The organism is Gilliamella sp. W8128, assembly GCF_016100545.1.
GTDB classification, from domain to species: Bacteria; Pseudomonadota; Gammaproteobacteria; order Enterobacterales; family Orbaceae; genus Gilliamella; species Gilliamella apis.
This window is the reverse complement of the sequence record NZ_JACFSE010000008.1, coordinates 106,779-133,059: the sequence shown is the minus strand read 5'-3', so window position 1 is coordinate 133,059 and position 26,281 is coordinate 106,779. Positions and strand designations below refer to the sequence as shown.

Here is a 26,281-nt window from a genome sequence, read left to right as displayed (position 1 = left end):
TAATTCCCCCGCTCTATTTATAAGTGATAATAGTTCTTTATCGTATTGACTATGTCTTGGTTATCATTTGGATTCGTGACAGGTAAGACAGGTAATCGAGGTACGCCAACTTCAATACCAGATAAAGATAAACTTTGTTTAAGAACAGAAGGAATGGAAGCATATTTTAAAATCCGGCGAAATTCTTCAAGAGATTGTTGCCATTGTTCAGCTTTATCTAAATTACCGGCAATAAATTGCTTATATATTTCAACATTGTTGGTGGTTAGTAAATTAGATGTAGCTGAAATAGCACCAGTAGCACCTATTTTCAATGCTTTAAGAATAAGGGAGTCAGAACCAGAAAGAACCGAAAACTCATTTCGAGATGTATTATCTATATAGCCAGCAATATTATTAATATCGCCACTACTATCTTTTATACCAATGATATTACTGATTTTAGACAGTTTGGAAACTAGCTCAAAGGATAAATTAATTCCGGTATTTTTAGGTATATTATAAAGCACTATTGGAATAGCAAGGTTTTCGGCAATCATTTTATAATGATTATATAATTCATTTTCTTTTAATGAAACAAAGTACGGCGTAATTACCGATAACGCATCCACCCCGACAGCTATCATTTGTTTACCCAGTTTAATGACTTCGTCAGTAGAATTACCACCAGCGCCGGCATAAACCGGAACTCTTTTAGCCACTATTTCTACAACTTTTTTAGCAAATTTAATTTTCATATCATTTTCTATAACATGAAATTCGCCATTGGTTCCTAATACGAAAATACCTTGAACACCATTTGCAATTAATTTTTCAATTAAAATTTCTGTTGCTTTAATATCAATATTTCCAGAGGATTCGAATGGTGTAACCATTGCAGTTATAATTCCATTTAACATACTTTTCCTCCTCTTATAGAAGCACCTAAACTGCCACCTGGATGCCATTGATAATACATATTTTCGGTTAGACCTACGGATTCTTGAAGTTTTATTGATAAACACTGCAAAATAATGACTTCAGCAAGTATTGATATTCGTGGGGGTTTGTTTAAGTTGTCCCCTTCTTGTTTTACTCCAGCAAATAAAAATATGTCACAATGCTGCGCTAACCAAGAATTGTTATTCCCAGCAACCCCGATAATTTTTGTACCTAGTTTTTGCAAAGTACAAATTGCTTTTTTTAACTCTTCAGTTTCACCACTATTGGAAATCGCAATCACGATATCATCAGGTAAAACTTGTCCTGCCGAACCATGAATAGTTTCAGTTCCATCTAAAAAATAAGCAGGTATTCCTATTGATGAGAATAATGAAGCAATATAATGAGCAACATAAGAAGGTTTACCGATTCCTGTGACATGTACCCGACTGCCTTCATTTTTTTTGCTGATAATTAAATCCTTTGCTTTATTTAAATTTTCTTCACCAATATATTTAATATATTCTGACAATTCCGATTTGATACAATCAATATATTTTTCTAACATACAATTCCTCTACTTACGCAATGGTTTGAAAAAGATGATTATTTTTCAAATCATCTTTAATCAAACCCTCATACTTACATGGTGAAATGAAGTATTTTTTCCAATAAAATACCCACAACGTTGTAGTCAATATTTGGGAAGGTTGAGCCTTCTATTCCCATATTGCCAAATATCGGATATAAAACGGTAGGTAAAAAGGCTAACAAGAGTCCAACCACAAAAGAACCTAACATAGCGCCACGCCAGCCACCTGTTGAATTACCAAATACACCTGCGGTACCTCCAGAGAAGAAACAGATATGAGCAGCAGGAATAATGACAACTGGAAAATCTAATGCAACCATTATGGTTACACCAACTAAACCAGCCGCATAAGAACAAAGGAAACCGATAATTACAGCTGTTGGCGCAAAAGGAAATACAGTTGGGACATCCAACGCAGGACGTGAGTTTGGAATGAATTTTTCAGAAATAGAGACGAATGCAGAGGTGATTTCTGCTAAGAACATTCTTACACCAGTCATTAAAATTGACATTCCTGCAGTAAAAGTAAATGCTTGAATGAAAGGAAATACTAACCAATGTACTTTACCAGCTAATCCTTGAGTAAAGGTCTCACCTGCTTTAAATGCTGAAATATAGAACAAGACGAGCATAACAACTGCAACGCCCATTAAAAAATCGCGGAAGAAAGATAACCATTTAGGGAAATGAATATCTTCTGTTGTTTTGTCGCTATATTTGCTAAATACCTTACCTAATAAACCAGAAAGTGCATATCCAAACATATTAAAATGACCGATTGCTTGAACATCACTGCCAGTAATTCTTCGCATAAATGGTTGACATAATTGTGGCAATGCACTTGACGCGAAACCTAAAATCGTTCCACCGATTAAAATTGCTGCAGTATTAGATAAACCATAAGATTTTAGGATTAGTGATAATACACAAGCAAAGAATAGACTATGACCAGTGGTGAAGAAGATATTTTTAAATGGAGTGATTCTGGCAAAAACCAAATTCATTGCAAAACCCAATATTAGCGTAACAGAAGTCACTAAAGCATATTCTGTTTGCGCCATACCAGCAGCTGCTTCTGGTGATGCAACAATACCAACAATATGGAAACCTTCTTGAAATAATTTATTAAAATTTTGTAGAGCACCTGTCATAAGAGCCCCACCAGCACTAAAAATTAAAAAACCAATGGTTGTTTTAAATGTGCCAGTAAAAACTTCTACCAACTGTTTCTTTTGGGCTAATAAGCCAACAAACGCAACTACGCCGAGTAAAACAGCTGGAGTGCTAAGAAAACTAATTATAAAATCCATTTTAGACCTCTTCTCAATTAAATTAATCCATCTTCTTTAAGAGCAAGCTCTAATTTTTCTTTTATTTCATTTTTATCCATAATATTTTTGATTCCGATAATACGTTGTGGAAGATTCTTCTTTTCTAAATCTTCGGCAACGTCAGGTAACGTAATGATATATTTACCATTAAATCCAGGAACACCATCTAATGAAGAGTGTTCAAGGGCAATTGGAAAGGCATTTTCTTTGATGACTTCATTCAATTTAATTTTTAACATTAAACTTGACCCAACTCCTGCACGGCAGGCAACTAATGCTTTAATCATTTTCTATACTCCTTTCAAAGTTTTCTAAAAAATCTATAAAATCGTGCGGTTTTTTCACATCTTGTATAAAAGCCAAAAATTTCTCATCACTAAACAAAGATGCTAATTCTGATAATGCGGATAAATGATCATCTCCCGTGGGTGAACTTAAGCTGAACAAAAACTTGACTGGGTCATTGGCTGAATTTCCTGAAACGATAGCGTTCTTCAGTCTGGTAAATCCTATAGCAAGTTTTTTAGCGCCAGAATCTGATGGAGCATGAGGAATGGCAATATTTTTGGTAATGACGATATATGGACCAATTTCCCTTAATATAGCGATAACTTTATCGACGTAATCTGTCGTAACAGCTTCATCAATAACTAATGGTGACATCGCTAATTCTATTGCTTCCTCAAAGCTACTAGCTTCAATATCAAGTTGAATATAAGAAGCTTTGATAAGTTTAGTTAACAAAGGTTTTCTCCTTTTACAAAATCCATTTCAATTTGATTATACGAAGGCCTTGATATTAGACAATGATTATTGGGATTACTTTTTGTTGAGAAAAAACAAATAAAAAACAAAATGTGACTCGTAAAAATAAAAAATAGATAATCGGAGATGCTGACTAAGAATTTTATTGCTACAAACAAAAGGTCAAGTTAGTTAAATTTGTCTGGATTGAGCTTGATATTGATTGTTCATCTTGAACTTAGAGGAGATTAATTGCCGAATAATGACAGAATAACTAACGTTCATAGAGGATATTAAAATAATAGAATTGCCTTGTTAGAGAACTTTTTATGTTTAAATATAAGCAAAAATTGAGAATTACTAGTCCAATATGATTGTAGAATCGAAACTATTCACACCAATATTATAGAATTAACAATATGTTGATAATCTTTTAGAGGAAAATATTAGATAAAATAATCGGATTATTTCTTTATTATTGAATCTTTTGATATTTGAAATTGGAGCGGGAAACGAGGTTCGAACTCGCGACCTCAACCTTGGCAAGGTTGCGCTCTACCAACTGAGCTATTCCCGCATAAGAAGTGTTTTAAATGGTGCCCGGGGCGAGACTTGAACTCGCACGGCCAAAAAGGCCGAGGGATTTTAAATCCCTTGTGTCTACCGATTTCACCACCCGGGCTCAAAACTTAGTTCCGAAAGGTAACTGCGTTTTGGATGCTGTGCATTTTACCGATCTTAATTTTTACGTCAATAGAAAATTTAAAATAATTGTCTAATTGCTCAATGTTTGTCACATTTAAGGGAATTTTTAATCAATTCCCTTAAAATTCAGTTTTCTAAGATTAAAAATCAAAAATTTGATTAATAATCTAACTTAAATTAAACACTAAAAGAAGAACCACAACCACAAGTAGTAGTTGCATTCGGATTATCAACGACAAACCGTGAACCTTGTAAACCTTCAATATAATCTATGGTACCACCAACTAAATATTGCAGGCTCATTGGGTCAATAATCAAAGATACACCATTTTTTTCAATAGCGAGATCGTCCTCATTTACTTTTTCATCAAATGTGAAACCATACTGAAAGCCACTACAACCACCACCAGTTATATAGACTCTCAATTTTAGATTCGGATTTTCTTCTTCTGTTACTAGAGATTTAACTTTATTTGCTGCCGCATCAGTAAAGTTAATTGGTAACGCATCGCTCATTTTATTCTCCTACTTTTATTACTGTTATATTATATACCCTTGAAAAAAGAAAATACAAAGCGAAAACGTCGATTAGATAAATTTGCGTTAGCTAGCTTGAATTTAACTTAATTTTGTGAATAAATACCACTACCTTACCTATAGAGATAATCTCGATTATGCATACATTTAAATCTGAAAAACTTTACCGTGAAGCATTAGCTTTTATGCCTGGTGGCGTTAACTCACCAGTACGAGCCTTTAATGGCGTTGGTGGTACGCCATTATTTATCGAAAGGGCTGATGGTGCTTATATTTATGATGTTGATCAAAAAGCTTATGTTGATTATGTTTTATCGTGGGGGCCGATGATTTTAGGTCATAATGACCCTGATGTTGCCGATGCTGTTATTAATGCGGTACGTAATGGATTAAGTTATGGTGCACCAACTGAGATTGAAACTAAAATGGCTAATCTAGTGACTGAGCTGATGCCATCTATTGAGATGTTGCGTATGGTAAATTCAGGTACTGAAGCAACCATGAGTGCTATTCGTCTTGCTCGAGGTTATACCGGCCGTGACAAAATTATTAAATTTGAGGGCTGTTATCATGGTCATGCGGATTATTTATTAGTTAAGGCTGGTTCAGGAGCACTAACTTTTGGTCACCCTACTTCACCTGGTGTTCCTGAAGATTTTGTTAAAAACACTTTAGTTTGCGATTATAACGATTTAGAGTCCGTCAAAAAACAATTTGAGCTGTATCCCAACGAGATAGCGGCAATAATTATTGAACCAGTTGCTGGTAATATGAATTGTGTACCAGCTAAAAAAGCGTTTTTACAAGGATTAAGAAGCTTATGCGACAATTATGGTGCATTACTTATTATTGATGAAGTAATGACAGGTTTCAGAGTTGCTTTAGGTGGTGCTCAAGAATACTATGGCGTTGTTCCTGATTTAACTTGTTTAGGTAAAATCATTGGTGGCGGAATGCCGGTCGGTGCTTTTGGTGGACGTTCGGAAATAATGCAAAAATTAGCACCAACTGGCCCAATTTATCAAGCGGGAACGCTTTCCGGTAATCCAGTTGCAATGGCTGCCGGTTATACTACTTTGAAAAAATTGATGGATGTTGGTATTTATCAGGAATTAGAAGAGAAAACTTCTTACTTAGTTAATGGCCTGTTATCTGCTGCAAAACGTTTTAATGTTCCTTTTATTGTCAATCATGCCGGAGCTATGTTTGGTTTTTTCTTTACAAATGCTGTAGAAGTGAGCAGTTATAAAGATGTTATGAATTGTGATATTGAATTATTCAAAAAATTCTATCATCATATGCTCGCTGAAGGTGTTTATTTTGCACCATCCGCTTTCGAAGCAGGTTTCATGTCACTTAGGCACACAGATAAAGAAATCAATCATACGATTGATGTAGCTAGTCATTTTTTTAAAAATTTAAGTTAAGTTGATAAAATAAAGTAATTTATACCCATAGCGATTAAAATTTTAAACTAAAACATAGGTAATAAATTTATGGTTAATCCGATAAAAGAAGGTGAAGAAGCACCTCAATTTTCTCTACCTGACCAAGATGGTGAACTAGTAAGTTCCAATGATTTTGAAGGTCAGCGAATTTTGCTCTATTTTTACCCAAAAGCTATGACACCAGGTTGTACAGTACAAGCGTGTAATTTACGTGATAGTGCTGACGATTTTAAAAAATATAATGTAGTTGTTATTGGTATTAGTACAGATAAACCAGAAAAATTATCACGTTTTGTTGATAAAGAATTATTAAATTTTACCCTACTTTCCGATGAAGATCATAAAACTTGTGACGCTTTTGGCGTTTGGGGTGAAAAAGAATTTATGGGGAAAACTTATGACGGAATTCATCGCATAAGTTTCTTGATTGGTAAAGATGGCAAGATCGAAAAAGTTTTCGATGATTTCAAAACCGCCAATCATCATACCGTGGTTTTAGATTATCTTAAAAACCATTGTTAATTTTTAACTAAAGCCGATTATTTAATTAATCGGCTTTTTTTTCGCTTTTTATATTATTTATCTCTTCAAGATTTGGCCATGCATTAATAATGGCTTTAACTAATGTCGCAAGCGGTATGGCAAAAAATACCCCCCAAAATCCCCATAAACCTCCAAATATAATGACAGCAACAATAATCACCAATGGATGAAGATTGAGTTTTTCAGAAAATAGATATGGAACTAATAAATTACCATCAAGGGCTTGAATTAGAATATAGAAGAAAATTAAATAACCAAATTGTGCCGTGAAGCCCCATTGAAAGAGTGCGATTAACACCACCGGAATACTAGAGATAATAATACCAATATAAGGGATCAGTACGGAAAGTCCAACTAAAACAGCTAATAGTAAACCATAATCTAAACCAAAATACCAAAATGGGATATAAACACAGATACTTAATATAACAATATGTAAAACATTACCGACTATATAATTGGAAATTTGCATATCCATTTCAGAGGCGACTTTATTTAATATGGTACGATTCTTCGGTAATGCCTTAGAACAGTAACCCCATATTTTCGCTTTATCTTTCAATAAGAAGAACATAATAATTGGTACTAATACTGCATTAATGGCGACTGATACTAAACTAAATAAAGAACTAATTGAAAACTGTAATAGTGAATTGCCTGTTTGCACAACTCTACTGGTTATACTCTGAATTATTGAATCGAATAGACCAACATCAATTAATTCAGGATAGTGTTCTGGTAAAGATGTAATAAATTTGTTGGCAAAATTCAACATATTAGGAATATTAGTGATTAAGCTAACACTTTGTTGCCAAATTAAAGGTAATAAAATCATAATGGCGGTTAATCCGACAAACATAAATAGTAACAGTACAATCACGACGGCTAATGTATGAGGAACCTTTTTGCGTTGTAAATAATTAACCGGTCTATCAAGTAAATAAGATAGAACAATAGCAATTAAGATAGGCAGTAAAATTTTGTTGAAGAAATAGATGATAAAAAATAACACAATGATAACAAACAGTAACGATACCACATGAGGATCGCTAAAGCGTTTTTTGTACCATTCAATAAACAATTTTAACATCTATAACTCCTTATTGTTTTATTAGTTTATTTGTTGTTAATTAAGCTTACTTTTTAAAACCACCCAATATTCCTCGAGTAATTTGTCTGCCTATTTGATTAACCACTTGTCTAGTTGCACTTTTGGCAACGGATTGAACTATCCCGTCATGTTGTCCACCTTTTGATCCTGTCCTGCCAAAAAAAATTGAACTTAAAAAATCCATTACACCACCGTGCTCGTTTTGATTTGTAGAGCTTGGTGTTGAATTGCTTTCTGCTGGATTTTGGTCATTTACTGTATTGATAGTAAAACCTCGTTTAAGTTTTTCATAAGCTGATTCACGATCTATAGTGTTTGAATATTTAGAATAAAAGCGAGATTGATGAATTATTGCTAATTGATCTTCTAAAGCCATGGTTCCCATTTTTGATTCTGGGGCAATCACCATCCCTCTTTGTACTACATTAGGACGCCCTTTTTCATCTAAAAATGAAATTAATGCCTCACCAACTCCAAGCTCCATTATCGCTTTTTCTGTATCAAAGTTTGGATTGGCACGCATGGTTTGCGCTGCTACTTTAACCGCTTTTTGATCCTTAGGTGTAAAAGCTCGTAATGCGTGTTGAACGCGATTACCTAGTTGGCCGAGAATAGTTTCAGGAATATCGGTTGGACTTTGTGTAGCAAAATAGATACCAACACCTTTAGAGCGAATAAGACGAACAACTCGTTCGATTTTTTCTAATAAAGCTGGAGAAATATCATTAAATAATAAATGAGCTTCATCAAAAAAGAATACCAGTTTCGGTTTATCAAGATCGCCAACTTCTGGTAGATGCTCAAACAATTCAGATAACAACCATAATAAAAATACTGAATATAGTTTAGGCGAATTATAGAGTTTATCTGCTGATAAAATATTGATAATGCCACGACCTTGTTCATTAACTTGTAGTAAATCGTTAATATCTAACATAGGTTCGCCTAAGAAGAATTCGGCACCTTGCTGTTCAAGAGATAATAATCCTCGTTGTATTGCACCGATTGATGAGGCACTAATATTGCCATATTGCGTGGTAAATTTTTTAGCATTATCACCAATAAACTGTATTAAGGTGCGTAAATCTTTAAAATCAAGCAATAACAGACCGTTATCATCCGCTATTTTAAATACAAGTTGTAAAACGCCTGATTGAACATCATTCAAATTTAATAATCTAGCCAATAAAATAGGACCAATATCGGAAACCGTACTACGAACTGGGATCCCTTTTTCAGCAAAAACATCCCATAACGCTAAAGGTGATGAATCAGGGCGCCAATCAGTTACGCCTATATTTGCCAATCGTGATTGTAATTTGTCAGATAGTACCCCTTTTTCTCCTAAGCCAGTCAAGTCACCTTTAACATCAGCAAGAAAAACCGGTACACCAATTTGCGAAAAATTTTCTGCTATCTTTTGTAGGGTTACAGTTTTACCGGTACCTGTCGCACCAGTTATTAAACCATGGCGATTTGCCAACGATGCAAGGATGTATAAATCATTACCTTCACTTTTTGCAATAACGATCTTTTCACTCATAAACATCTCCCGTTCAAAAATTGCTATTAAAACAATCAAGAATATTGTAAGCTGAAATAGTAATAACTGCTATTGTTATTATTTTAACTCATCTTGTAAGGGGGCAGTATGTTTCCAGAATATCGTGATTTAATCTCTAAGTTAAAAAACACTGATTTACATTTTCAAAAACTATTTGAAGAACACAATCAACTTGACCAAAAAATTAAAAATATTGAAGCGGGTATTGCCGTTGATACATCTGAAACAATTGAAAGTTTGAAAAAGCAAAAATTAAAATTAAAAGACCAAATTTATGAAGTTTTGAAAAAAGCAACAGCCTGATATTTCAAAATAATAATCTTGATTAATTCTACTTTAAGCTATAAAAAAACCCCAAATTATGGGGTTTATCTCAATTTATCTTTTTCCACCAATCTACCGGTTATTGTTTATTTACTTGTTCTTGGGCTTTTTTCAATTTACGGTTTTTGATTAGTGTAATTAAATTTTTGTGTGGGGTTTTCATTTTTTACTCCTCTTGTTGTTATTGTTAAATGAATGCTCCTTAAAATATTTTAAAGATGCTGATTAAATGTATAAATATTAGTTTATTAATAATAATATTTAATCGCTTTTTCAATGATGTCATTACTATAACATAATAGTTCGATATTTATACATTTTTTAGTTAATGATGTAAGCATAACTTACATCAAGATTATTATTTTAGAACCATTGTCCAAAGCGTTTGATGTAAATCTTTTTCATTATTTGGGCAACAACACAGTAACTCAATAATGTTGCAACCAACCATGGGAAATAGGACCATGGTAATGGTTGTAGACCAATTAAGCTGCCAATTGGTGAGAATGGAATATAAATTCCTACCGCCATTATTAGCATTGTCATAACAATCACTGGGAATGCTGCTGTGCTTTGAATAAATGGAATTTTTTGTGTTCTTAGCATATGTACCACTAAGGTTTGGGATAACAATCCTTCGATAAACCAACCTGAATGGAACAGCGATTCAGCTGCTACACTATTAGCACCAAAGACAAACCACATTAATGCATAAGTTGTTATGTCAAAAATGGAAGAGGTTGGGCCGATCCAGATCATAAAGCGTCCAATATTTGGTGCATCCCATTTACGTGGTTTTTGTAAAAACTCTTCATCCATTTTATCCCAAGGTAATGATAGTTGTGAAATATCATATAATAAATTTTGGATAAGCAAATGAATCGCAAGCATTGGTAAAAACGGTAAAAACGCGCTTGCCACTAATACAGAGAAGATATTACCAAAATTAGAACTTGCCGTCATATTAAGGTATTTCATGATATTACCAAAGGTTTCACGACCACATATTACCCCCTCTTCTAATACCATTAAGCTTTTTTCCAGCAAAATAATATCGGCTGATTCTTTAGCAATATCTGTTGCGGTATCCACCGAAATACCAACATCGGCATCACGTAAAGCTGGTGCATCATTAATACCATCGCCTAAGAAACCAACTGTATGACCGTTATCTTGTAATAATCGAATTATGCGAGATTTTTGTAACGGAGTTAACTTAGCAAAAATAGTACGTTGTTCAATTTCTACTTTTAGCTCTGCATCATCCATTGTTTCAATTTCAGTACCTAATAAAGGAATACCAGGCTCTAAGCCAACTTCACGACACACTTTAATAGTGATAATTTCGTTGTCACCAGTTAAAACTTTAACCGCAACACCATGTTCACTTAATGCTGAAATAGCCTCATAAGCACTCTCTTTTGGTGGATCTAAGAAGGTTAAGAAACCACGAATAGCCAATGCTTTCTCATCTTGGACATTGTATTGCGTTTTAGTTTGTTCTGCTGAAATCTCTTTGACACCAACAGCTAATACTCTAAAACCGTCTTTATTATAATTATGAGCCAGTTCAATTAATGCTTGTTTGCGATTTTCATCCAACGGTAAATATTCACCATTTTCATAAACGAAATCCGAAATAGATAGCATTTCTTCAACTGCACCTTTACAGATCATTAAGTGATTATCATCATTGCCTTGCACAACTACAGATAAACGACGACGAACAAAATCAAACGGTAATTCATCTATCTTACGATAAAGACCAACGCCGACTTTTTTAACACTGGTTTTTTCTTCAGCAAAACGGATGATTGCTTTATCCATCAAGTTTTTCATTCCGCTTTGATAGTAACTATTGAGCCACGCTAGTTGTAACACAGCTGGATCAACTTGGCCGTTAATGTCTAAGTGATGTTCTAAGATAATTTTATCTTGGGTCAATGTACCGGTTTTATCAGTACATAAAATGTCCATTGCACCAAAATTTTGTATCGCATTTAACCGTTTAACCACTACTTTGCGTTTTGCCATTCCTACCGCACCTTTGGCAAGATTGGCACTAACAATCATCGGTAACATTTCTGGCGTTAAACCAACCGCTACAGCTAATGCAAATAAAACAGCTTCTCCCCAATCACCTTTAGTAAAACCATTTATTAGTAATACAATCGGAACCATTACTAACATGAAGCGAATCAATAACCAACTCACGCTATTTACGCCGCGATCAAAGGAAGTTTCGGCTCTGGAACCCACAATGGATTTTGCTAACGAACCAAAATGTGTATCTGCACCAGTTGCTACTACAATCGCTTTTGCAGTGCCACTAACTACATTGGTACCCATAAAACAGATATTATTGACATCAAGAACATTATCTTTATCAATATCGGCCGGATTGATCTCTTCAGTTGTTTTTTGCGATACCGCACCTAAAGTATCGTATTTCTCAACTGGAATTGATTCACCGGTTAATACTGCTTGGCTAACAAATAGATCTCTTGATTCGATTAAACGAATATCCGCTGGAATCATATCGCCGGCAGATAACAATACAATATCACCGGGGACAATATCACTTAGAGGCACTTCGATATGTTCAGCTGGCATATTTTTATTTGGCCGACGTAGAACTGTAGCTGTGGTTCGAATCATCGATTTGAGTGCCTCAGCAGCTCTATTTGAGCGAAACTCCTGCCAAAAACGGAGTAAGCCACTTAATGTTACCATGGTTAGAATGATAATAATGCCTGTTAGATCAGTCTCTTCACCACTTTGTAGTGGTAACCAATAGTCAGTCACAAAACTAACTATAGCTAATGTCAACAAGACAAAAATAAATGGATTTTTGAATGCTAGTAACAACTGAACAAAAGCCGAAGGAACTTTTTCCCGAGCTACTTCATTTTTACCATATTGTTCCAATCTTGATTTGGCATTTTCTTGGGTTAAACCAGAAAGGCTTGATTGAAATTTAGATAAAATGTTATCTAGACTGTTTTGAGCTTCCTCAAGTGCTTTTATAGTTAAAGTATTTTCTGTCTTTACTTTAAATTTGTTTTTAATCATAGTTGGTACCTATCTATATTTTTTAGACAAAAGAAACCTATTCCTTAGTTAAACATAACAAGGCATTAATAAGTTTTAATTGACCAAAATTTAAATGCAAAGCAATAACTAGCCAATAAAGCTAATGCTTGGCACGAAATAAAATTATTGAAAAATAAATTTAATTAAGAATTAGATACAACTAGGTGGCTCTAAATGTTTATCAGTAAGATACAATACTCGTAAAAGTACTTTATGAGCACAATGATGTTTTGAGTTTGTGTGATAGCGTGTAGAAAATTGCATATCGTTCACCGTTACCGTTTTTATCAATTTCGGCTCGTGAACTGAAAAAATAACTATTTAGACAGGTTCATTAACCGATAATGATGTGTTTTAATTTATCTCCCCACATTTTGGGGTGACCCGATTGAGTGTCCATATTTCTCCTGTAAATTGAACTCATCACTTTGTATTTCAACTTTTCTTAACCATCATTTTTAACCACCTTATAATTAAAAAAGTAAGAAAAGCTCAAAGGCGAGCACTTTATACGCTTTTAAATTTGAGAAGTCAACATAATATGTAAAATTAGACTTATAACTGCCTAAAAACAGCACTAATAATGCCGTTATTAGAAAATATTGTATAGAATTAATACCTGTTTTATATAATATCAGTTACAATTGCCCAATTGTCATCAACATTGGTTAATCTGAATGGATCTTACACAACTATTACAAGATAATTGGTTTAATTTATTTCTTATTTTTACACTCTCTTTTGTTGGCTTTATTTATAAAAAAAACACGCCAAAAAACTACTTTGACAATATTATTAAATATGCAGATATTTTAGAAAAAACACCACAACCAAATTATCAAAAAGATTATTTAAATAACATTAAGAAGAAATTAATTTGGGAAAAAGTCTGCTTCTATAAATCAGGTAATATTAACAAAGAGAGAATTGCTATCTCATTGGTTAATGCTGATAAACATAACATTATTGAACTATCACAATTAAATCAATTCACTCAATATTTTGCTATCGAACAAAATCGAATTACGCTACTAAAACCTTTTTTAATTAAAGAGGTAATTTTAAGTGCCGCTGTTTGTCTGTTTACATTTATTATGTTAATAACCAATTTGCATACTATCTTTAAATCAGCTTGGATTATTAATGTGATTATTTCTCTATTAACAATTTTCATTATGATTTTTATAGTTAGTCAATTTGCTAAAGGACCATTAAAAAGATTAAATACTTATCGATTAATTTTGAAGGATAGTGACTTTTTAAACAGAGCAAATCAAGAATTTACGAATATACTTGCTGAAAATCAGGAACTAAATGAGTCTATCGTTTCACAAGAAGTTGCAAATGAAGAATCAACAGACTAACTAAAATTGTTTAGATTTATCAACTAAAAGGATAATCAATAATTGCGATATTATCGATTATCCTTTTTTCATATTTGGGGATGCAGATTGAATTTTCAATCGTGAATGTTTTAGTTGTTCAACTAGACTCAGCAAAGATGAATTTAATTGATACATAAACTGCTGATAGCTAAACTCCTTTTTACTAATTTCTTCTAGTTGTAATTCCCAATGTGCAGTCATATCTGGCATTGAGACACTTTCGGGTAATGATAGAATTAAATTCTGACCAATTGGTGTTGAACGTATTGATTTACCTTGTCTGGTCAAAAATTGCCGTTTGAATAAAAGTTCAATTATTCCTGCTCGTGTCGCTTCAGTGCCCAACCCATCAGTTTCGCGTAAGATTTTTTTTATCTCAGGGTCTTTAACAAATCTCGCTATACCCGTCATTGCTGAAAGTAAAGTTGCATCGGTAAAAGGTCGTGGCGGTTGTGTTTCTTTACTGAGTAACTCTGTATCAATACATTGTACTAATTCGCCTTTTTTAACTAATTTGGTTAATAAACCATTGTTCTCATCACTATCTTTATCACTCTCGGCTTGATAATTTTTACTTCTAAATAGAACTTTCCAACCTTCATCTAACATTTGATTGGCTTTAGAAGTGAACTTACCACCACCAATATCAACATCTATTTGTAATTCGGCATATTTATAAACAGGATAAAATTGTGCCAAATATTGTGTTGCTATCACTTGATATACTGCTTGCTCGTTAGTCGATAAATTATCCATTTTGGTTTTACGTAAAGTTGGAATAATGGCATGGTGAGCTTCAACTTTTTTATCATTCCACGCTTTAGAACGTAAAGTGAAATCAGCATCATTAATTGCAGTTTGCAGTTCTGAACAATTGTTTTCGATGGCAGCTTTTACACCATTAATCTGTTTTAAATGCTCTTCTGGTAAAAAACGACAATCGGAACGAGGATAAGTAATTAATTTATGTTTTTCATATAAAGATTGGCAGATATCAAGCACTTCTTGCGCACTTAAACCATTCCTTTTTGCCATTTCAATTTGTAGAGCCGATAAATTAAACGGCATTGGTGGCGCTAATTCTTTCTTTTTGTTACTAACTTTATCAATAATGCCCGACTGATCTTTTATTCGTTGGCAAACATTTTCAGCCAACCGTTTAACCAAGACACGACCTTCTTCATCCTGATAAGGTGCACAAGCTTCACTTGGTTGCCATTTGGCTTTAAATATTTCGTTATGTTTGGTTTGTAATATAGCAAATACTTCATAGAATGGTTTAGGAACAAATTGCGTTATCTCTAAATCACGTCTAACGACTAAGCCTAAAATAGGAGTTTGAACTCGGCCAATAGATAAAACGCCTCGATAACCATTACGTTGACCAACCAGAGTACAGACTCGGCTCATATTCATGCCATACAGCCAATCAGCCCTCGCTCGAGCTAATGCCGAAGTGGACAAAGGAATAAAGTCTTGGTTACTACGTAACTGTTCAAGTGACTTTTCAACAGCACTGGCATTTAAATCACTAATCAAGCAACGCTGAATAGTTTTACGTTTTTCTGGTGTTAGCTGACAATAGTTTAGCACTTCGTCCACCAATAACTGCCCTTCGCGATCTGGGTCACCAGCATGAACAATCTGATCTGCAGATTTAATCAAATCCACTAAAATATTGAATTGCTTTTCAGTACTACTTTTAGGCATCAATATCCATTTATCAGGCACTATAGGCAAATCATCAATTGCCCATTTTTTATATCGTTCATCATATACTTCAGGCGTGGCTTGTTCTAATAAATGGCCAATACACCAACTAACAACATCACCATTACTGGCTTTTATAAACCCATTCCCTTTTTGATGAGGTTTTGGCAAAACATCAGCAATAGCCCTAGCTAAGCTGGGTTTTTCGGCAATAAATAAGCGAAAAGATTGATTAGACTGCATAATAATTATTATTAATCATAAATTTTAATTAGAACAATGTTAGTATCATCCTTAGAATATCTTTGTGAAATATAACTAATCTGTTCAGGTTTCGGTTTAACAACTAAAAAAAACAAGCAACCAATATTGATTGCTATCGAATTAGCTTGTAATGCGTTATCTGTGCCTATTGGCGATTAAAAGTGATTGTGGTACGCTTGCAAATAACGATTTGATATTCTGTTTACTCCTAATCTCATGAATATTTATCATATTTTATTTATATTTATTTTAAAAGTTAATTCTTTTACCACCATTTTTTTAGCTTAAGCCATAAAACAGATACTATGCTAATCACAATTAATAGTACGATTAAGCCAACAAAAGACCACTCTTTTTCATTAAAAGGAATACCGGCTAAATTAACCCCAAGTAAACTTGTTATAAATGTAATTGGCGTAAAAATAATGGTAAATAGTGACATTAAATAGATACGCTTATTGGTCGATTCAGCTAAAATACTATTTATTTGTTCCATAACTGAACCAATTCTTATTAGGCAACTATCAATTTCAGAAACATAATGATTTTGTTGATTAGAGATATCATGAAGCCGTTGACGATCGTTGTCATCAATCCAAGATATTCTTTCGGTCGAAATTTTTACAAAAATATCACGCTGTGGCGAAAGTAGACGACGCAGTATGAAAAGTTGTTTGCGCACTCTGCCGATCTCTTTATGGGAAAAAATCCGCTGATTTAGTAATAAATCTTCTAATTTTATTATCTTATTGTGAACACCATCAAAAGATAAATTCACTTGATCACAGATTAATTCTGAAAGCTGTATCAGCCAATCGGCAACATCAACAGGGCCAATACCTTTTTCTAAATTTTCTTTTAATTTAACGATTGCATCTATTTTTTGATGTCTGGTTGAAATGATCAAATTATCGGTAATATAAAAACGAAAAGTAACAATAGGATCAGGTAGTTCATTTGGAGTAAAGTTTACCCCTTTCAAGACCACTAAAATACCTGAATCACAACGGATCTCCTTTGGAAATTGATTAGCTTTAATCAACTCATTTTTAACAAGATCAGGTATTAAATTTGTTTGATTAATCCAATTAATAGTTTCACTTTTAGCAAAATCCAGATGTATCCAATATGGTTGCTTAATAGAAGCTTTAGATCCATCATTCAAAGGATTTGCTTTTCCTTTACCATCCAATTGGCAACTAAAAACAGGTTGTGCTGCAAGTAGATCTGAAACCAGAATAGAGTTATCGCTATTTTCGTTAGTCATCATCAGCCCCATTTATTAAGTTTGCTTAATTATATACTGATTTTGCGTTAAAATGCAGCGAATGATTAATAATTGATATTTTTTACTATTGATATTTTTTACTATTAAGGATTTAAATAAATTTGCGGTATTGATGATTCGCTAGGATGAGCAAAAATACCCAAATCAACCCCATACCAGCGTTGAATATTTTCTACCGTCAATACCTGTGAAGGGGTGCCTTGTTCAACAATTTTACCTTTATTAAGCAAAATTATTTTATCCGCATATAAGGCTGCTAGATTGAGATCATGTAAAACACAACAAACTGCCAATTTTTGTTTGACTGCTAATTGCTTTAATAATCGTAAGGTATGTTGTTGATGATAGAGATCGAGAGCTGATGTTGGCTCATCTAAAAATAATAATTTTTCACTAGGTTGCGGTTGCCATAATTGCGCTAAAACTCTTGCTAATTGTACCCTTTGTTGTTCTCCGCCAGATAATCCTCGATAATCACGTTCAGCAAATTGCAAACAATCTGTTTGTGACATAACTTCATCAATTGCTTCATTAAAATGGACTTTACCATAAGGTGCTCGCCCCATAGCAATAACTTCTTTTACCTTGAATGGAAAAGTAAGTTGGCTTTGTTGTAACATCACGGTTCTAGTTTTAGCCAATTGTTTTTGTGGCCATTGGGACAAAGGACGGTCGAGTAAATAACATTCTCCAGAAGATGGTTTTTGATAACCTGTTAATAGGCGTAACAAGGTTGATTTACCAGCACCATTAGGACCAATAATAATAACAATTTCACCAGATTTTATCGATAAAGAAACATCGTTAATTATCATTCGACTGCTATAAGCAAATGTCAGATTTTTAGCAATTAACACTATAAAGTTCCACCAATTATTTATGTCTTAAAATAAGCCAAAGAAAATATGGACCACCAATTAGGCTAGTTAAGAGACCAACAGGAATTTCTGTCGGGGCAACTAATGTTCTAGCTAAGGTATCTGCTAACAGAAGTAAACATGCACCTCCTAACGCAGAACCAGGAATTAACCATTTATGATTTGCTCCAATTTGCAAACGAATCATATGTGGAACAACTAGACCAACAAAAGCAATAATGCCACTCACTGCAACTGATGCACCAATTAACACAGCACAAAGCAATAACAGATAGCGTTTAGTGCGTTCAACATTAATGCCTAAATAATGAGCATCTTCATCACCTAATTGTAATATGTTAAGCTCATGAGCCAATTTGATTAAGCACAATAATGCTGGAAAAATTAACGATAGCGACACAATCACCAGATCCCATGAACCTTTACCCAAATGACCCATTGACCATAAAGAAATTTGTCTTAGTTGTGATTCATCACTGATATAACTCAAGCCGCCCATTACTGCGCCAATGATGGCATTAATAGCAACGCCAAGTAAAATCATTTTAGCTAGATTACATTGTTCATTAAGACTATAAAGGTAAATAAGTGCACAAATAAATAAGCTACCAGCAAATGCTGCAACCATTTTGCCGTAAAGCATCATAATTGGCGGGAAAACAGCAGGAAATAAAATTGTTATACCGACCATTAGACTCGCCCCACTACTAATACCTAGCAAGCCAGGATCAGCTAAAGGATTTCTGAATAATCCTTGCATCACAGCACCTGCACTTGCTAATGCCATACCAACAATTATCGCTAAAATAATTCTTGGTAAACGAATATTGCACCAGATATTCCATAAAGGATCATCAAATGACATATTCATTAGTTGTGTAAATGATAATTTTAATGCCCCTGAATTTGCAGAATAGATCATTAAAATTAATAGCAAAATAAATAATCCCAATAATAATATTGGTTGGCTAGATTTGCGCACCAATTAACCTCATATATTTAATACTAATAATTTACTGTTAGATTTGGGTCGACAACACTATATGCACGATTATCAAATTGTTGATTTGCTATTTTATCCATGATTATTTTGGCTAATTCTTTACGATATACGAAACCGTGAACTTCTTGAGCAAAATAGCATTGACCATTATTGGTTAGTTCACCATCGCGTAAACCGCCGGGTCTTAAGATCACATAATTCAAGGTACTCGTTTGTAACCAAACTTCAGCCAAGGATTTTTCGCGCACCGCATTACCAAATGCTTGTTTAGCTCGTAAGGATAAGGTTGGCCATGAATCACCACAACCAAGTGAAGTGACTAAAAGCATCTGTTTAACACCAGCTTGTTCAGCACAATCGATGATAATACGTTGAGCAATATAATTCCCCGTTTCACCACCTAGCGTTGAAATAATAATAGCTTCAGGCCCTGCTTGCAGACAGATCTTTTTAACTAGTTCTTTATCGGTTGCATCACCTACATAGGTTTCAATATTTTGTTGAGCTAATTGTTTTGCAAAGTCAGCATTGCGGACTAAAGCAATACAACGCCACTCTGGATGGCATTGTTTGATTAATTGCGATACTTGATAGCCAGTACCAAGATGTGCGCTTACACCAAAAATAATTACTGTTCTCATGTTATTATTTCTTTAAATTAATTAATTTTTTTTGCTAACGCTCTAAATTTTTCTAGCTGATCGGCTTTTAATTGATGCTTTTCATCACGGCCAACGAAAATTTTAAACATTGATTGGCCTAAATGATTAAGGAAAATTATCGATGCAGTCGACATTTTCATAAATTTTCGTTCGATAAATGCAATATGTAGACAATGTTCAGCTTTAATATGACCACTCAAACCTTTTTGATGACGTAAATTAAAGTATTTTTGACTATGCGTTCCTGAAGGCAGTTCTCCTGAAATCTCGGCAATAATATCCCCGGTATGAATTAAAAATAATACGTCACCCCAAGTTGTTACCTCCTCCCAAATCATATCAAAATTGCTACCATCAACAATTTTAACATCTGGTATTGCTTGGATTACTTGTGTTAGTGTCACTTTATAATCTTGCGCTATTTTTTCTAATAATTCTTCTGGGTTTGATTGCATATAAGTTGCAAGATTATTTAAAACAGTTGGTTTATCTACCATAGTAATTTTCCTTAATTATTTATTTTTTAAATGGATGTTTTGCATATGTGGATGAGCTTTAGGTATACCATTACCTTGTTGCATGGCTTGTCTGGCTTGAGCCATCTTTTGCTGTAATTCGATATGTTCTGGATTATTAAGTTGCAATAACAATTGCTGCAATGCTTGAACTATATTACTCGACCAAAAACGGCCTGATAAAGTTAATCGTAAACAACGATCTTCATTTTGCAGCAAACCGACTTCATGCCATTGTTTGATAAGTGGATCAAAGAGCTCAGCTTGATTGGTTAGTTGCGTTAAATCTATGCGCCCTTTTTCTATACCAGCTTGTAATTTGTGCAACCAGTCCCCAACTAAAGGTTTACCGGTTAACATCATCAACGGTTTTTTACCTTGGTCTAATAAAGCATAATATTGACTCAAATCTCGATGGATCATATAGGATTGACCATTTAATTTACCACCAGCACAAGAACCAAATCCAAAAAAATGCGAGCCTTGTTTTATCAGAAAATTATATAAATTTCGTTCGCGACTGGTTTTTGCCCAATGCGCATTAGTTAAATGAGTCCAACCTTGTTTAGCTAAATATTCAGCACCTTGATGGTAAAAACCACACTTATCAATAACCGATGGTAATTCAATTCTTTTATTTTCAACTCCTTTCGCTAAAGGAGTCGTTGGTAAAAGATTTAAAGAGTAAAGATCAACGCCATCAAGCGGAAGTTGATCAGCAATTGCTAAATCTCTTTGCCAAGTAGCGGTTGTTTGGTTAGGTAAGCCAAACATCAAATCACAAACGAGAGCAACACTATCTCGAGAAGCAATATTTTCGAAACGTTGAATAATCTCTTTTTCTGATGATTGGCGTCCTAATCGTTGTCTAATTGCGGTATTGAAGGTTTGAATACCTATTGAAAAACGATTTGCGCCAGCTTCAATATAACTATCAATTTTTTCATCATCAAAATCAGAAATTCGCCCTTCTATGGTAATCTCACAATCAGGCGCTAAAGGGGCATGTTGTTTAAAATAACTAATTACTCGTGCTAACTGTCCAGAGGCCAATGCAGAAGGTGTTCCACCACCAAAATAGATAGCATGAATTGGGGCCGACTGCATTGCTTTACTATTGATTTCTAAAGATATTTCTTGTAGCAAATAGTCTATATAAGTTTTGGTATCAAACTTACGTAATGGATTTTGATAAAAACCACAAAACTGACAATGAATGTCGCAAAAAGGAATATGTAAATAAATTAGCCTTTTTTTGCCAGCTAAATTTGAATTTTGTAGGTTATTCCATTGTTGCTCTAATTCTTGAGGCGGAACAGGTAAACTTGCTTGTAATGGCATCACAGCCCAACGATCTTTAAAAGGTAAAACCGAATTTAAAGCGTAATAGGTACTTACATCAAATGATTTCATAACATCCATTCATAAAAATAATCTTGCTGAATTAAATAATAATTATTCTCATTTATCAATGTTTTTTTCATTATTAATTATTAAGTAATAATAAATTATATAGTACATCAGATCATAAATATCCAGATATGTTTACTGCTCCTAGTTGGACTTTCCAACTAGGTTTAGATATTGATTTTTAATCTAAAAACAAATAATCATTCCACAAATAATTGCTGGAGTTGTTAAAAATAGTTTTTTTCAGAGAAAAAATAACAATTAAAATTCATTATAAATTATTATCAAATGGGTACTTAATCTGCTTTTATAGCAGTATATTGTTAGTTATTTAACTAATAATTAGAAATATTTGAAAAAAAATTTTCAATTTTATGTTTATAATTTATTGATTATAAATTTATTATTTATTTAAAAAAAAGTTTATTTTTATTCTTAAATTTGGCTTTTTTTTGCTCTTCTGCTGTAAATCCTTACAGATTTTATGTTGATAATGGTTCTCATTTTCACTATATTATCCAGTCTAATTTTTAAGCCATGGTAGGTAAATAAGTAATGAAAAAAAAGTTTACGGAAAAATTTGTGTTATTTTTGCTGATTTTCAGCATTAACAGCCTAATTAATTTCAGTTCAGCTAATCAAAGAATCGTTATTGCTGGCGGTGCTCTTACTGAAATTGTGTTTGCCCTTGGCGCTGGAGATCAAGTTATCGGTGTTGATAAAACGAGTAGTTTTCCTAAACAAGTTAAACAATTACCACAAATCGGTTATTGGAAATTATTAAATATTGAAGGAATTTTATCGTTAAAACCATCGCTGTTTATCACATTAAGTGATGTTGAACCTGAAAATATTATTGATCAAGTTAATCAATCAAAAGTAGACGTTTTAGCTTTGAAACGTGTACCAGGGACAATTGAATTACTTTACGAAAATATTAATAAAATTGCAGTTAAATTAGATAAACAAAAAGAAGGTCAAGCTCTCATCGAGAGAATTAAGACGAATATTGCTGACATTGAAGCGAAAGTTGCTACACATGCACAAAAAACTAAGGTTTTAGCTTTAATGAGCATGGGAGGAACTAACTCAGTAGCAGGGAAAAACACGACTATTGATGCATTAATTACCATTGCTGGTGGTGAAAATCTTGCAAATCATAATAGCTTTAAAAGTTATACTGCTGAATCATTAATTACCCTAAATCCAGAAGTTATCATATTGAATAAACATTCAATTGATCAACTAGGCGGCTTAGATAAAGTTAATACGATTCCGGGTATTACTGAAACGGCAGCGTTTAAAAATAATCGAATTACCATTATTGATGATAGCTACTTATTTGGCATTGGCCCACGAGTTGATGAAGCAGCCAAAATACTCTTCCAAAGTTTTTATCCGCAATAATTTATTTTAAAAAAATTTAATAAAATTTTTATTAATTGAAGCAATAGATGTGCACTTTATTATTTAGTATATCTGATTTGAAAGGACTAACATGTTGAAGTTTAAATATTTAAAAAATACCAGCTCATTAGCATTAGGTTTAACATTGGCGTTACCTGCTATTGCTGCTGATAAACATAATGATCAAAACGATATTGATACTATTACCGTTACCGCTCATGAAGCAACAAAAAAACCCGGAACAAATACCGAAATTTCGGAGCAAGATATTCGCCGTGATGGAGGGACTAACTTTGGTACCATTATGCGTTATCAACCGCTGATATCTGCTTCTGGTAGCATTTCTGGCTCAAGTAGTGGTAAAAGTAGTTGGGACCGTGGTGGATTTACCGGTTATAATATTCGTGGTTTAGATGCTAATCGTGTTTCAATCGATATTGATGGTATGCCATTACCAATTGCTCAAGGTCGAGTTAATTCAGTAGGTCGAGCTGGATTTGGATCTTATGGTATTGGCCGAGATTATATTGATACTTATATGTACAATAAAGTTGATATCCAATCTGGCGCAACTTCGGTTAGTAACGCTAACAATGCTTTAGGTGGTTCAGTATCATTTCAAACTAAAACCGCAAGTTATTACCTCTATCCTGGAAAAACCAGCTATTTCGGTTTCCAAAACAACTATGACAGTTCCGACCGAAGTTATCACCAAGGTTTAACCATGGCTGGTGGTGATGAGTATCTAAATGGTATTTTGGTATTAAGTCGACGCGATGGTCAACAAACTCGTAACTATGGTGATTCAATCAATAGTTATCCAGAAAATTGGCACTCTAATTCAATCTTAGCTGGTTTTGGTTGGCAAATGACGGATGAACATTTAATCAACACCACTATTGATTACAATAATAAAACCAAAAATTCTCATTATGATACTTGGGATAGATATGGTAAAAAGGTTGAATCATTTGATAAACAAAGAAGCAAAAATAATCGTTTCAATCTTGCAATTAAAGATCAATGGAAACCGACAAATATCAGTTGGATTGATAGTTTAACCACACAATTGAATTATCAACGTACTAATGTTTATGACAATACCGACATCCGTAATAAAACTAAAGGTAATTTTAATACCCAAACGAACTACAATACCAAAGCTTATAACTTTATTACAACTTTAATCAAAAGTTACGATAACCAACGCATTAGTGCTGGTTTAAATGGTAAATGGAGTGAAGATGAATCACCATTCTTCTCATCAGCTAAATCACCAAATACTAGAGTATTCCCTGATGGCGATTACAGTAAACCACAAGCCGATAGCCGTAGTTATCAACTTGGTGGCTTCTTCGAAGATCGGATAAGCTTTAATGTTAATGACAGTAATAATTTTTATTTAGTTCCTGGTGTCAGAGCTGTTTACCAAAATACTAAACCGCGTAACCTTGAAAATATGTCATTATCAAAAATAAGTAGTAGTCAATTAGGTAAACAATACAATGGTAATAGTGATTTTAAAGTATTACCTTCGATGGCATTTATGTATGACATTACCCCTGATTTCACTGCCTATTTGCAATATAAGCGTGCAGCACAAATGCCAAATCAGAACCAACTTTATGGCTCTTATTTAGCGCATAGCAACATGTATGTATTAGTAGGCGATTCAAATCTTAAAACTGAAACTAGTGACAACTTTGAATTAGGTTTAAAAGGACAACCTGTATCGGGTGTGACACTTTCATCATCAGCTTTTTATAATAAATATAAAAACTTTATAGCTTATACTCGCTATAAAAAAGACTTCGTTGGCATTGGTAACCGTATTGTTTATCAATCTGAAAACCGTGATAAGGCTTATATTTATGGTGCTGAACTAAGCAGTGAATTCAATATCGGAAAATGGATTGAACCGGTTAATGGTTTGAGCGCCAGATTCGCAATTGGTTATAACCAAGGCAAATCAAAATCGAGTTATTTAGGTGATAAATATATTGAGATGGATTCCATTGCACCAATGAAAAGCACTATCGGCTTAGCATGGGACGATCCAAACAAGTTTTACGGTGTAGCGATTACTGCAACCTTCCAAAAAGGCAAAAAGGCCGAAGCAACATCTCGTGAAACTTATGGTAATGATGGTAAACCAATTGATAAATCTAAAGATGATTACTTTAGAATCGCTGGTCATGGTATTGTTGATTTAACTGGTTATATCAATATCACCAAAAATGTGAAGCTAAATGGTGGCATCTACAATCTTACTGATCAAAAATATTGGGATTATCTAAGTAATAATAAATTATATAGTACATCAGATCATAAATATCTAGATATGTTTACTGCTCCAGGCCGTACTTTCCAACTAGGTTTAGATATTGATTTCTAAAATCAAATAATCACAGAATAAAAAATAACCCGCTTTTGCGGGTTATTTTATTAGAATAACTGATATGACTATTGATTAATTTTTTCAACAATAAACCAATTAATTATTATAATTTTGGTTATGTTACGCTCTTTTTAACCAACTGAAAACCTAGGTGCAAAAATAAGGAAGAGAAACATGAAGAGATAACAACATATAGGAACAATTATAAAAAATATCCCAGTAATTCTTAAAAATTTATGAGATGAGAATAAAAGAAATATACCAACAACTAAAACAGCGAAATAAACCCACCAATAAATAATCAAAGTAAGTAAAAACACTCCCCAGCCATTTAACGCCATATTTAATTCCTTTTTAAATTGTTTTATCTCTGTATGTCATAGATTCTATCATTGTTAGGAAAATTTAAAAGCATATTCAAAATGGATATTGCAAATAAATCACTATA

At 33.5% G+C, this 26,281-nt stretch carries 21 protein-coding genes, 2 tRNA genes and 1 pseudogene; 6 read left to right on the top strand and 18 right to left on the bottom strand.

The genetic code is table 11. From position 1 onward, the window contains the following. Window positions 1-17: 17 nt before the first annotated feature. From dapA to erpA, 8 genes are all read right to left on the bottom strand, one after another. Window positions 18-899, bottom strand: a complete 882-nt coding sequence (dapA, locus tag H3U97_RS09775; RefSeq protein ID WP_198198823.1) for a 4-hydroxy-tetrahydrodipicolinate synthase — start codon at window positions 897-899, stop codon at window positions 18-20. After that, window positions 893-1,489, bottom strand: a complete 597-nt coding sequence (locus H3U97_RS09770) for an SIS domain-containing protein (RefSeq protein ID WP_065578059.1) — start codon at window positions 1,487-1,489, stop codon at window positions 893-895. The genes dapA and H3U97_RS09770 overlap by 7 nt, the downstream gene beginning before the upstream one ends. A gap of 74 nt (window positions 1,490-1,563) precedes the next feature. Beyond that, the gene (locus H3U97_RS09765) at window positions 1,564-2,823 is read right to left on the bottom strand and encodes a PTS ascorbate transporter subunit IIC (protein WP_065578058.1); all 1,260 of its coding nucleotides are present in this window, start codon (window positions 2,821-2,823) and stop codon (window positions 1,564-1,566) included. A gap of 17 nt (window positions 2,824-2,840) precedes the next feature. Next, window positions 2,841-3,131: a PTS sugar transporter subunit IIB gene (locus tag H3U97_RS09760; protein ID WP_065578057.1), complete on the bottom strand. Its 291-nt coding sequence runs from the start codon at window positions 3,129-3,131 to the stop codon at window positions 2,841-2,843. Then, a complete protein-coding gene (locus H3U97_RS09755; protein WP_086357335.1) occupies window positions 3,124-3,588 on the bottom strand; it encodes a PTS sugar transporter subunit IIA in 465 nt (154 codons plus the stop codon). The genes H3U97_RS09760 and H3U97_RS09755 overlap by 8 nt, the downstream gene beginning before the upstream one ends. A gap of 501 nt (window positions 3,589-4,089) precedes the next feature. Continuing rightward, a tRNA-Gly gene (locus H3U97_RS09750) sits at window positions 4,090-4,165 on the bottom strand. A 17-nt stretch (window positions 4,166-4,182) separates the two neighbouring features. Next, window positions 4,183-4,270, bottom strand: a tRNA-Leu gene (locus H3U97_RS09745). Between the two features lie 200 nt (window positions 4,271-4,470). Then, window positions 4,471-4,809, bottom strand: a complete 339-nt coding sequence (gene erpA / locus H3U97_RS09740; protein ID WP_034903395.1) for an iron-sulfur cluster insertion protein ErpA — start codon at window positions 4,807-4,809, stop codon at window positions 4,471-4,473. Window positions 4,810-4,967: 158 nt separating this feature from the next. Here erpA and hemL point away from each other — a divergent pair, with 158 nt between their 5' ends. Both hemL and bcp read left to right on the top strand, forming a co-directional pair. Beyond that, window positions 4,968-6,257 carry a glutamate-1-semialdehyde 2,1-aminomutase gene (gene hemL, locus H3U97_RS09735; RefSeq protein WP_065651931.1) on the top strand — a complete coding sequence of 430 codons (1,290 nt, stop codon included), beginning with the start codon at window positions 4,968-4,970 and terminating at the stop codon, window positions 6,255-6,257. A 69-nt stretch (window positions 6,258-6,326) separates the two neighbouring features. Further along, the gene (gene bcp, locus H3U97_RS09730) at window positions 6,327-6,800 is read left to right on the top strand and encodes a thioredoxin-dependent thiol peroxidase (RefSeq protein ID WP_065578054.1); all 474 of its coding nucleotides are present in this window, start codon (window positions 6,327-6,329) and stop codon (window positions 6,798-6,800) included. Between the two features lie 25 nt (window positions 6,801-6,825). On the opposite strand, the gene H3U97_RS09725 is transcribed toward bcp, so the two are convergent. Together H3U97_RS09725 and H3U97_RS09720 are read right to left on the bottom strand one after the other, a co-directional pair. Continuing rightward, window positions 6,826-7,911, bottom strand: coding sequence for an AI-2E family transporter (locus tag H3U97_RS09725; RefSeq protein WP_034903404.1), 1,086 nt, complete (start codon window positions 7,909-7,911; stop codon window positions 6,826-6,828). 46 nt (window positions 7,912-7,957) lie between these two features. Further along, window positions 7,958-9,475, bottom strand: coding sequence for a helicase HerA-like C-terminal domain-containing protein (locus H3U97_RS09720; protein ID WP_198198822.1), 1,518 nt, complete (start codon window positions 9,473-9,475; stop codon window positions 7,958-7,960). 108 nt (window positions 9,476-9,583) lie between these two features. On the opposite strand from H3U97_RS09720, the gene H3U97_RS09715 reads away from it, so the two are divergent. Beyond that, window positions 9,584-9,799 carry a YdcH family protein gene (locus tag H3U97_RS09715; RefSeq protein ID WP_034903410.1) on the top strand — a complete coding sequence of 72 codons (216 nt, stop codon included), beginning with the start codon at window positions 9,584-9,586 and terminating at the stop codon, window positions 9,797-9,799. A 384-nt stretch (window positions 9,800-10,183) separates the two neighbouring features. On the opposite strand, the gene mgtA is transcribed toward H3U97_RS09715, so the two are convergent. Next, window positions 10,184-12,892: a magnesium-translocating P-type ATPase gene (mgtA, locus tag H3U97_RS09710; RefSeq protein ID WP_086319956.1), complete on the bottom strand. Its 2,709-nt coding sequence runs from the start codon at window positions 12,890-12,892 to the stop codon at window positions 10,184-10,186. Between the two features lie 698 nt (window positions 12,893-13,590). On the opposite strand from mgtA, the gene H3U97_RS09705 reads away from it, so the two are divergent. Next, the gene (locus tag H3U97_RS09705) at window positions 13,591-14,277 is read left to right on the top strand and encodes a hypothetical protein (protein ID WP_065613126.1); all 687 of its coding nucleotides are present in this window, start codon (window positions 13,591-13,593) and stop codon (window positions 14,275-14,277) included. A 57-nt stretch (window positions 14,278-14,334) separates the two neighbouring features. Here H3U97_RS09705 and H3U97_RS09700 read toward each other — a convergent pair whose 3' ends face one another. The 7 genes and pseudogenes from H3U97_RS09700 to hutW form a co-directional block, all read right to left on the bottom strand. Next, window positions 14,335-16,251 carry a DNA topoisomerase III gene (locus H3U97_RS09700; RefSeq protein WP_086357337.1) on the bottom strand — a complete coding sequence of 639 codons (1,917 nt, stop codon included), beginning with the start codon at window positions 16,249-16,251 and terminating at the stop codon, window positions 14,335-14,337. Window positions 16,252-16,537: 286 nt separating this feature from the next. Then, the gene (gene zntB / locus H3U97_RS09695; RefSeq protein WP_065613132.1) at window positions 16,538-17,539 is read right to left on the bottom strand and encodes a zinc transporter ZntB; all 1,002 of its coding nucleotides are present in this window, start codon (window positions 17,537-17,539) and stop codon (window positions 16,538-16,540) included. A 104-nt stretch (window positions 17,540-17,643) separates the two neighbouring features. Further along, window positions 17,644-18,420: a heme ABC transporter ATP-binding protein gene (locus H3U97_RS09690; protein ID WP_370545687.1), complete on the bottom strand. Its 777-nt coding sequence runs from the start codon at window positions 18,418-18,420 to the stop codon at window positions 17,644-17,646. A 13-nt stretch (window positions 18,421-18,433) separates the two neighbouring features. Then, window positions 18,434-19,420, bottom strand: coding sequence for an iron ABC transporter permease (locus H3U97_RS09685; protein WP_302475992.1), 987 nt, complete (start codon window positions 19,418-19,420; stop codon window positions 18,434-18,436). A 23-nt stretch (window positions 19,421-19,443) separates the two neighbouring features. Further along, a complete protein-coding gene (locus tag H3U97_RS09680; protein ID WP_198198820.1) occupies window positions 19,444-20,082 on the bottom strand; it encodes an NAD(P)H-binding protein in 639 nt (212 codons plus the stop codon). 17 nt (window positions 20,083-20,099) lie between these two features. Continuing rightward, on the bottom strand, window positions 20,100-20,600 hold the full coding sequence (hutX, locus tag H3U97_RS09675) for a heme utilization cystosolic carrier protein HutX (protein WP_086361161.1): 501 nt from the start codon (window positions 20,598-20,600) through the stop codon (window positions 20,100-20,102). A 126-nt stretch (window positions 20,601-20,726) separates the two neighbouring features. Beyond that, a pseudogene (gene hutW / locus H3U97_RS09670) lies at window positions 20,727-22,031 on the bottom strand (heme anaerobic degradation radical SAM methyltransferase ChuW/HutW); the annotation flags it as partial. A gap of 552 nt (window positions 22,032-22,583) precedes the next feature. Here hutW and H3U97_RS09665 point away from each other — a divergent pair. Both H3U97_RS09665 and H3U97_RS09660 read left to right on the top strand, forming a co-directional pair. Beyond that, window positions 22,584-23,435: a hemin ABC transporter substrate-binding protein gene (locus H3U97_RS09665; protein WP_198198818.1), complete on the top strand. Its 852-nt coding sequence runs from the start codon at window positions 22,584-22,586 to the stop codon at window positions 23,433-23,435. Between the two features lie 91 nt (window positions 23,436-23,526). Further along, window positions 23,527-25,830: a TonB-dependent receptor domain-containing protein gene (locus H3U97_RS09660; RefSeq protein WP_198198817.1), complete on the top strand. Its 2,304-nt coding sequence runs from the start codon at window positions 23,527-23,529 to the stop codon at window positions 25,828-25,830. Window positions 25,831-26,281: the final 451 nt, after the last annotated feature.

Excerpts from the sequence above, each read along its gene's own strand:
- dapA (WP_198198823.1), bottom strand. The coding sequence starts at position 899 with ATGTTAAATGGAATTATAACTGCAATGGTTACACCATTCGAATCCTCT.
- H3U97_RS09770 (WP_065578059.1), bottom strand. The coding sequence starts at position 1,489 with ATGTTAGAAAAATATATTGATTGTATCAAATCGGAATTGTCAGAATAT.
- H3U97_RS09765 (WP_065578058.1), bottom strand. The coding sequence starts at position 2,823 with ATGGATTTTATAATTAGTTTTCTTAGCACTCCAGCTGTTTTACTCGGC.
- H3U97_RS09760 (WP_065578057.1), bottom strand. The coding sequence starts at position 3,131 with ATGATTAAAGCATTAGTTGCCTGCCGTGCAGGAGTTGGGTCAAGTTTA.
- erpA (WP_034903395.1), bottom strand. The coding sequence starts at position 4,809 with ATGAGCGATGCGTTACCAATTAACTTTACTGATGCGGCAGCAAATAAA.
- hemL (WP_065651931.1), top strand. The coding sequence starts at position 4,968 with ATGCATACATTTAAATCTGAAAAACTTTACCGTGAAGCATTAGCTTTT.
- bcp (WP_065578054.1), top strand. The coding sequence starts at position 6,327 with ATGGTTAATCCGATAAAAGAAGGTGAAGAAGCACCTCAATTTTCTCTA.
- H3U97_RS09725 (WP_034903404.1), bottom strand. The coding sequence starts at position 7,911 with ATGTTAAAATTGTTTATTGAATGGTACAAAAAACGCTTTAGCGATCCT.
- H3U97_RS09720 (WP_198198822.1), bottom strand. The coding sequence starts at position 9,475 with ATGAGTGAAAAGATCGTTATTGCAAAAAGTGAAGGTAATGATTTATAC.
- H3U97_RS09715 (WP_034903410.1), top strand. The coding sequence starts at position 9,584 with ATGTTTCCAGAATATCGTGATTTAATCTCTAAGTTAAAAAACACTGAT.
- mgtA (WP_086319956.1), bottom strand. The coding sequence starts at position 12,892 with ATGATTAAAAACAAATTTAAAGTAAAGACAGAAAATACTTTAACTATA.
- H3U97_RS09705 (WP_065613126.1), top strand. The coding sequence starts at position 13,591 with ATGGATCTTACACAACTATTACAAGATAATTGGTTTAATTTATTTCTT.
- H3U97_RS09700 (WP_086357337.1), bottom strand. The coding sequence starts at position 16,251 with ATGCAGTCTAATCAATCTTTTCGCTTATTTATTGCCGAAAAACCCAGC.
- zntB (WP_065613132.1), bottom strand. The coding sequence starts at position 17,539 with ATGACTAACGAAAATAGCGATAACTCTATTCTGGTTTCAGATCTACTT.
- H3U97_RS09680 (WP_198198820.1), bottom strand. The coding sequence starts at position 20,082 with ATGAGAACAGTAATTATTTTTGGTGTAAGCGCACATCTTGGTACTGGC.
- hutX (WP_086361161.1), bottom strand. The coding sequence starts at position 20,600 with ATGGTAGATAAACCAACTGTTTTAAATAATCTTGCAACTTATATGCAA.
- H3U97_RS09665 (WP_198198818.1), top strand. The coding sequence starts at position 22,584 with ATGAAAAAAAAGTTTACGGAAAAATTTGTGTTATTTTTGCTGATTTTC.
- H3U97_RS09660 (WP_198198817.1), top strand. The coding sequence starts at position 23,527 with ATGTTGAAGTTTAAATATTTAAAAAATACCAGCTCATTAGCATTAGGT.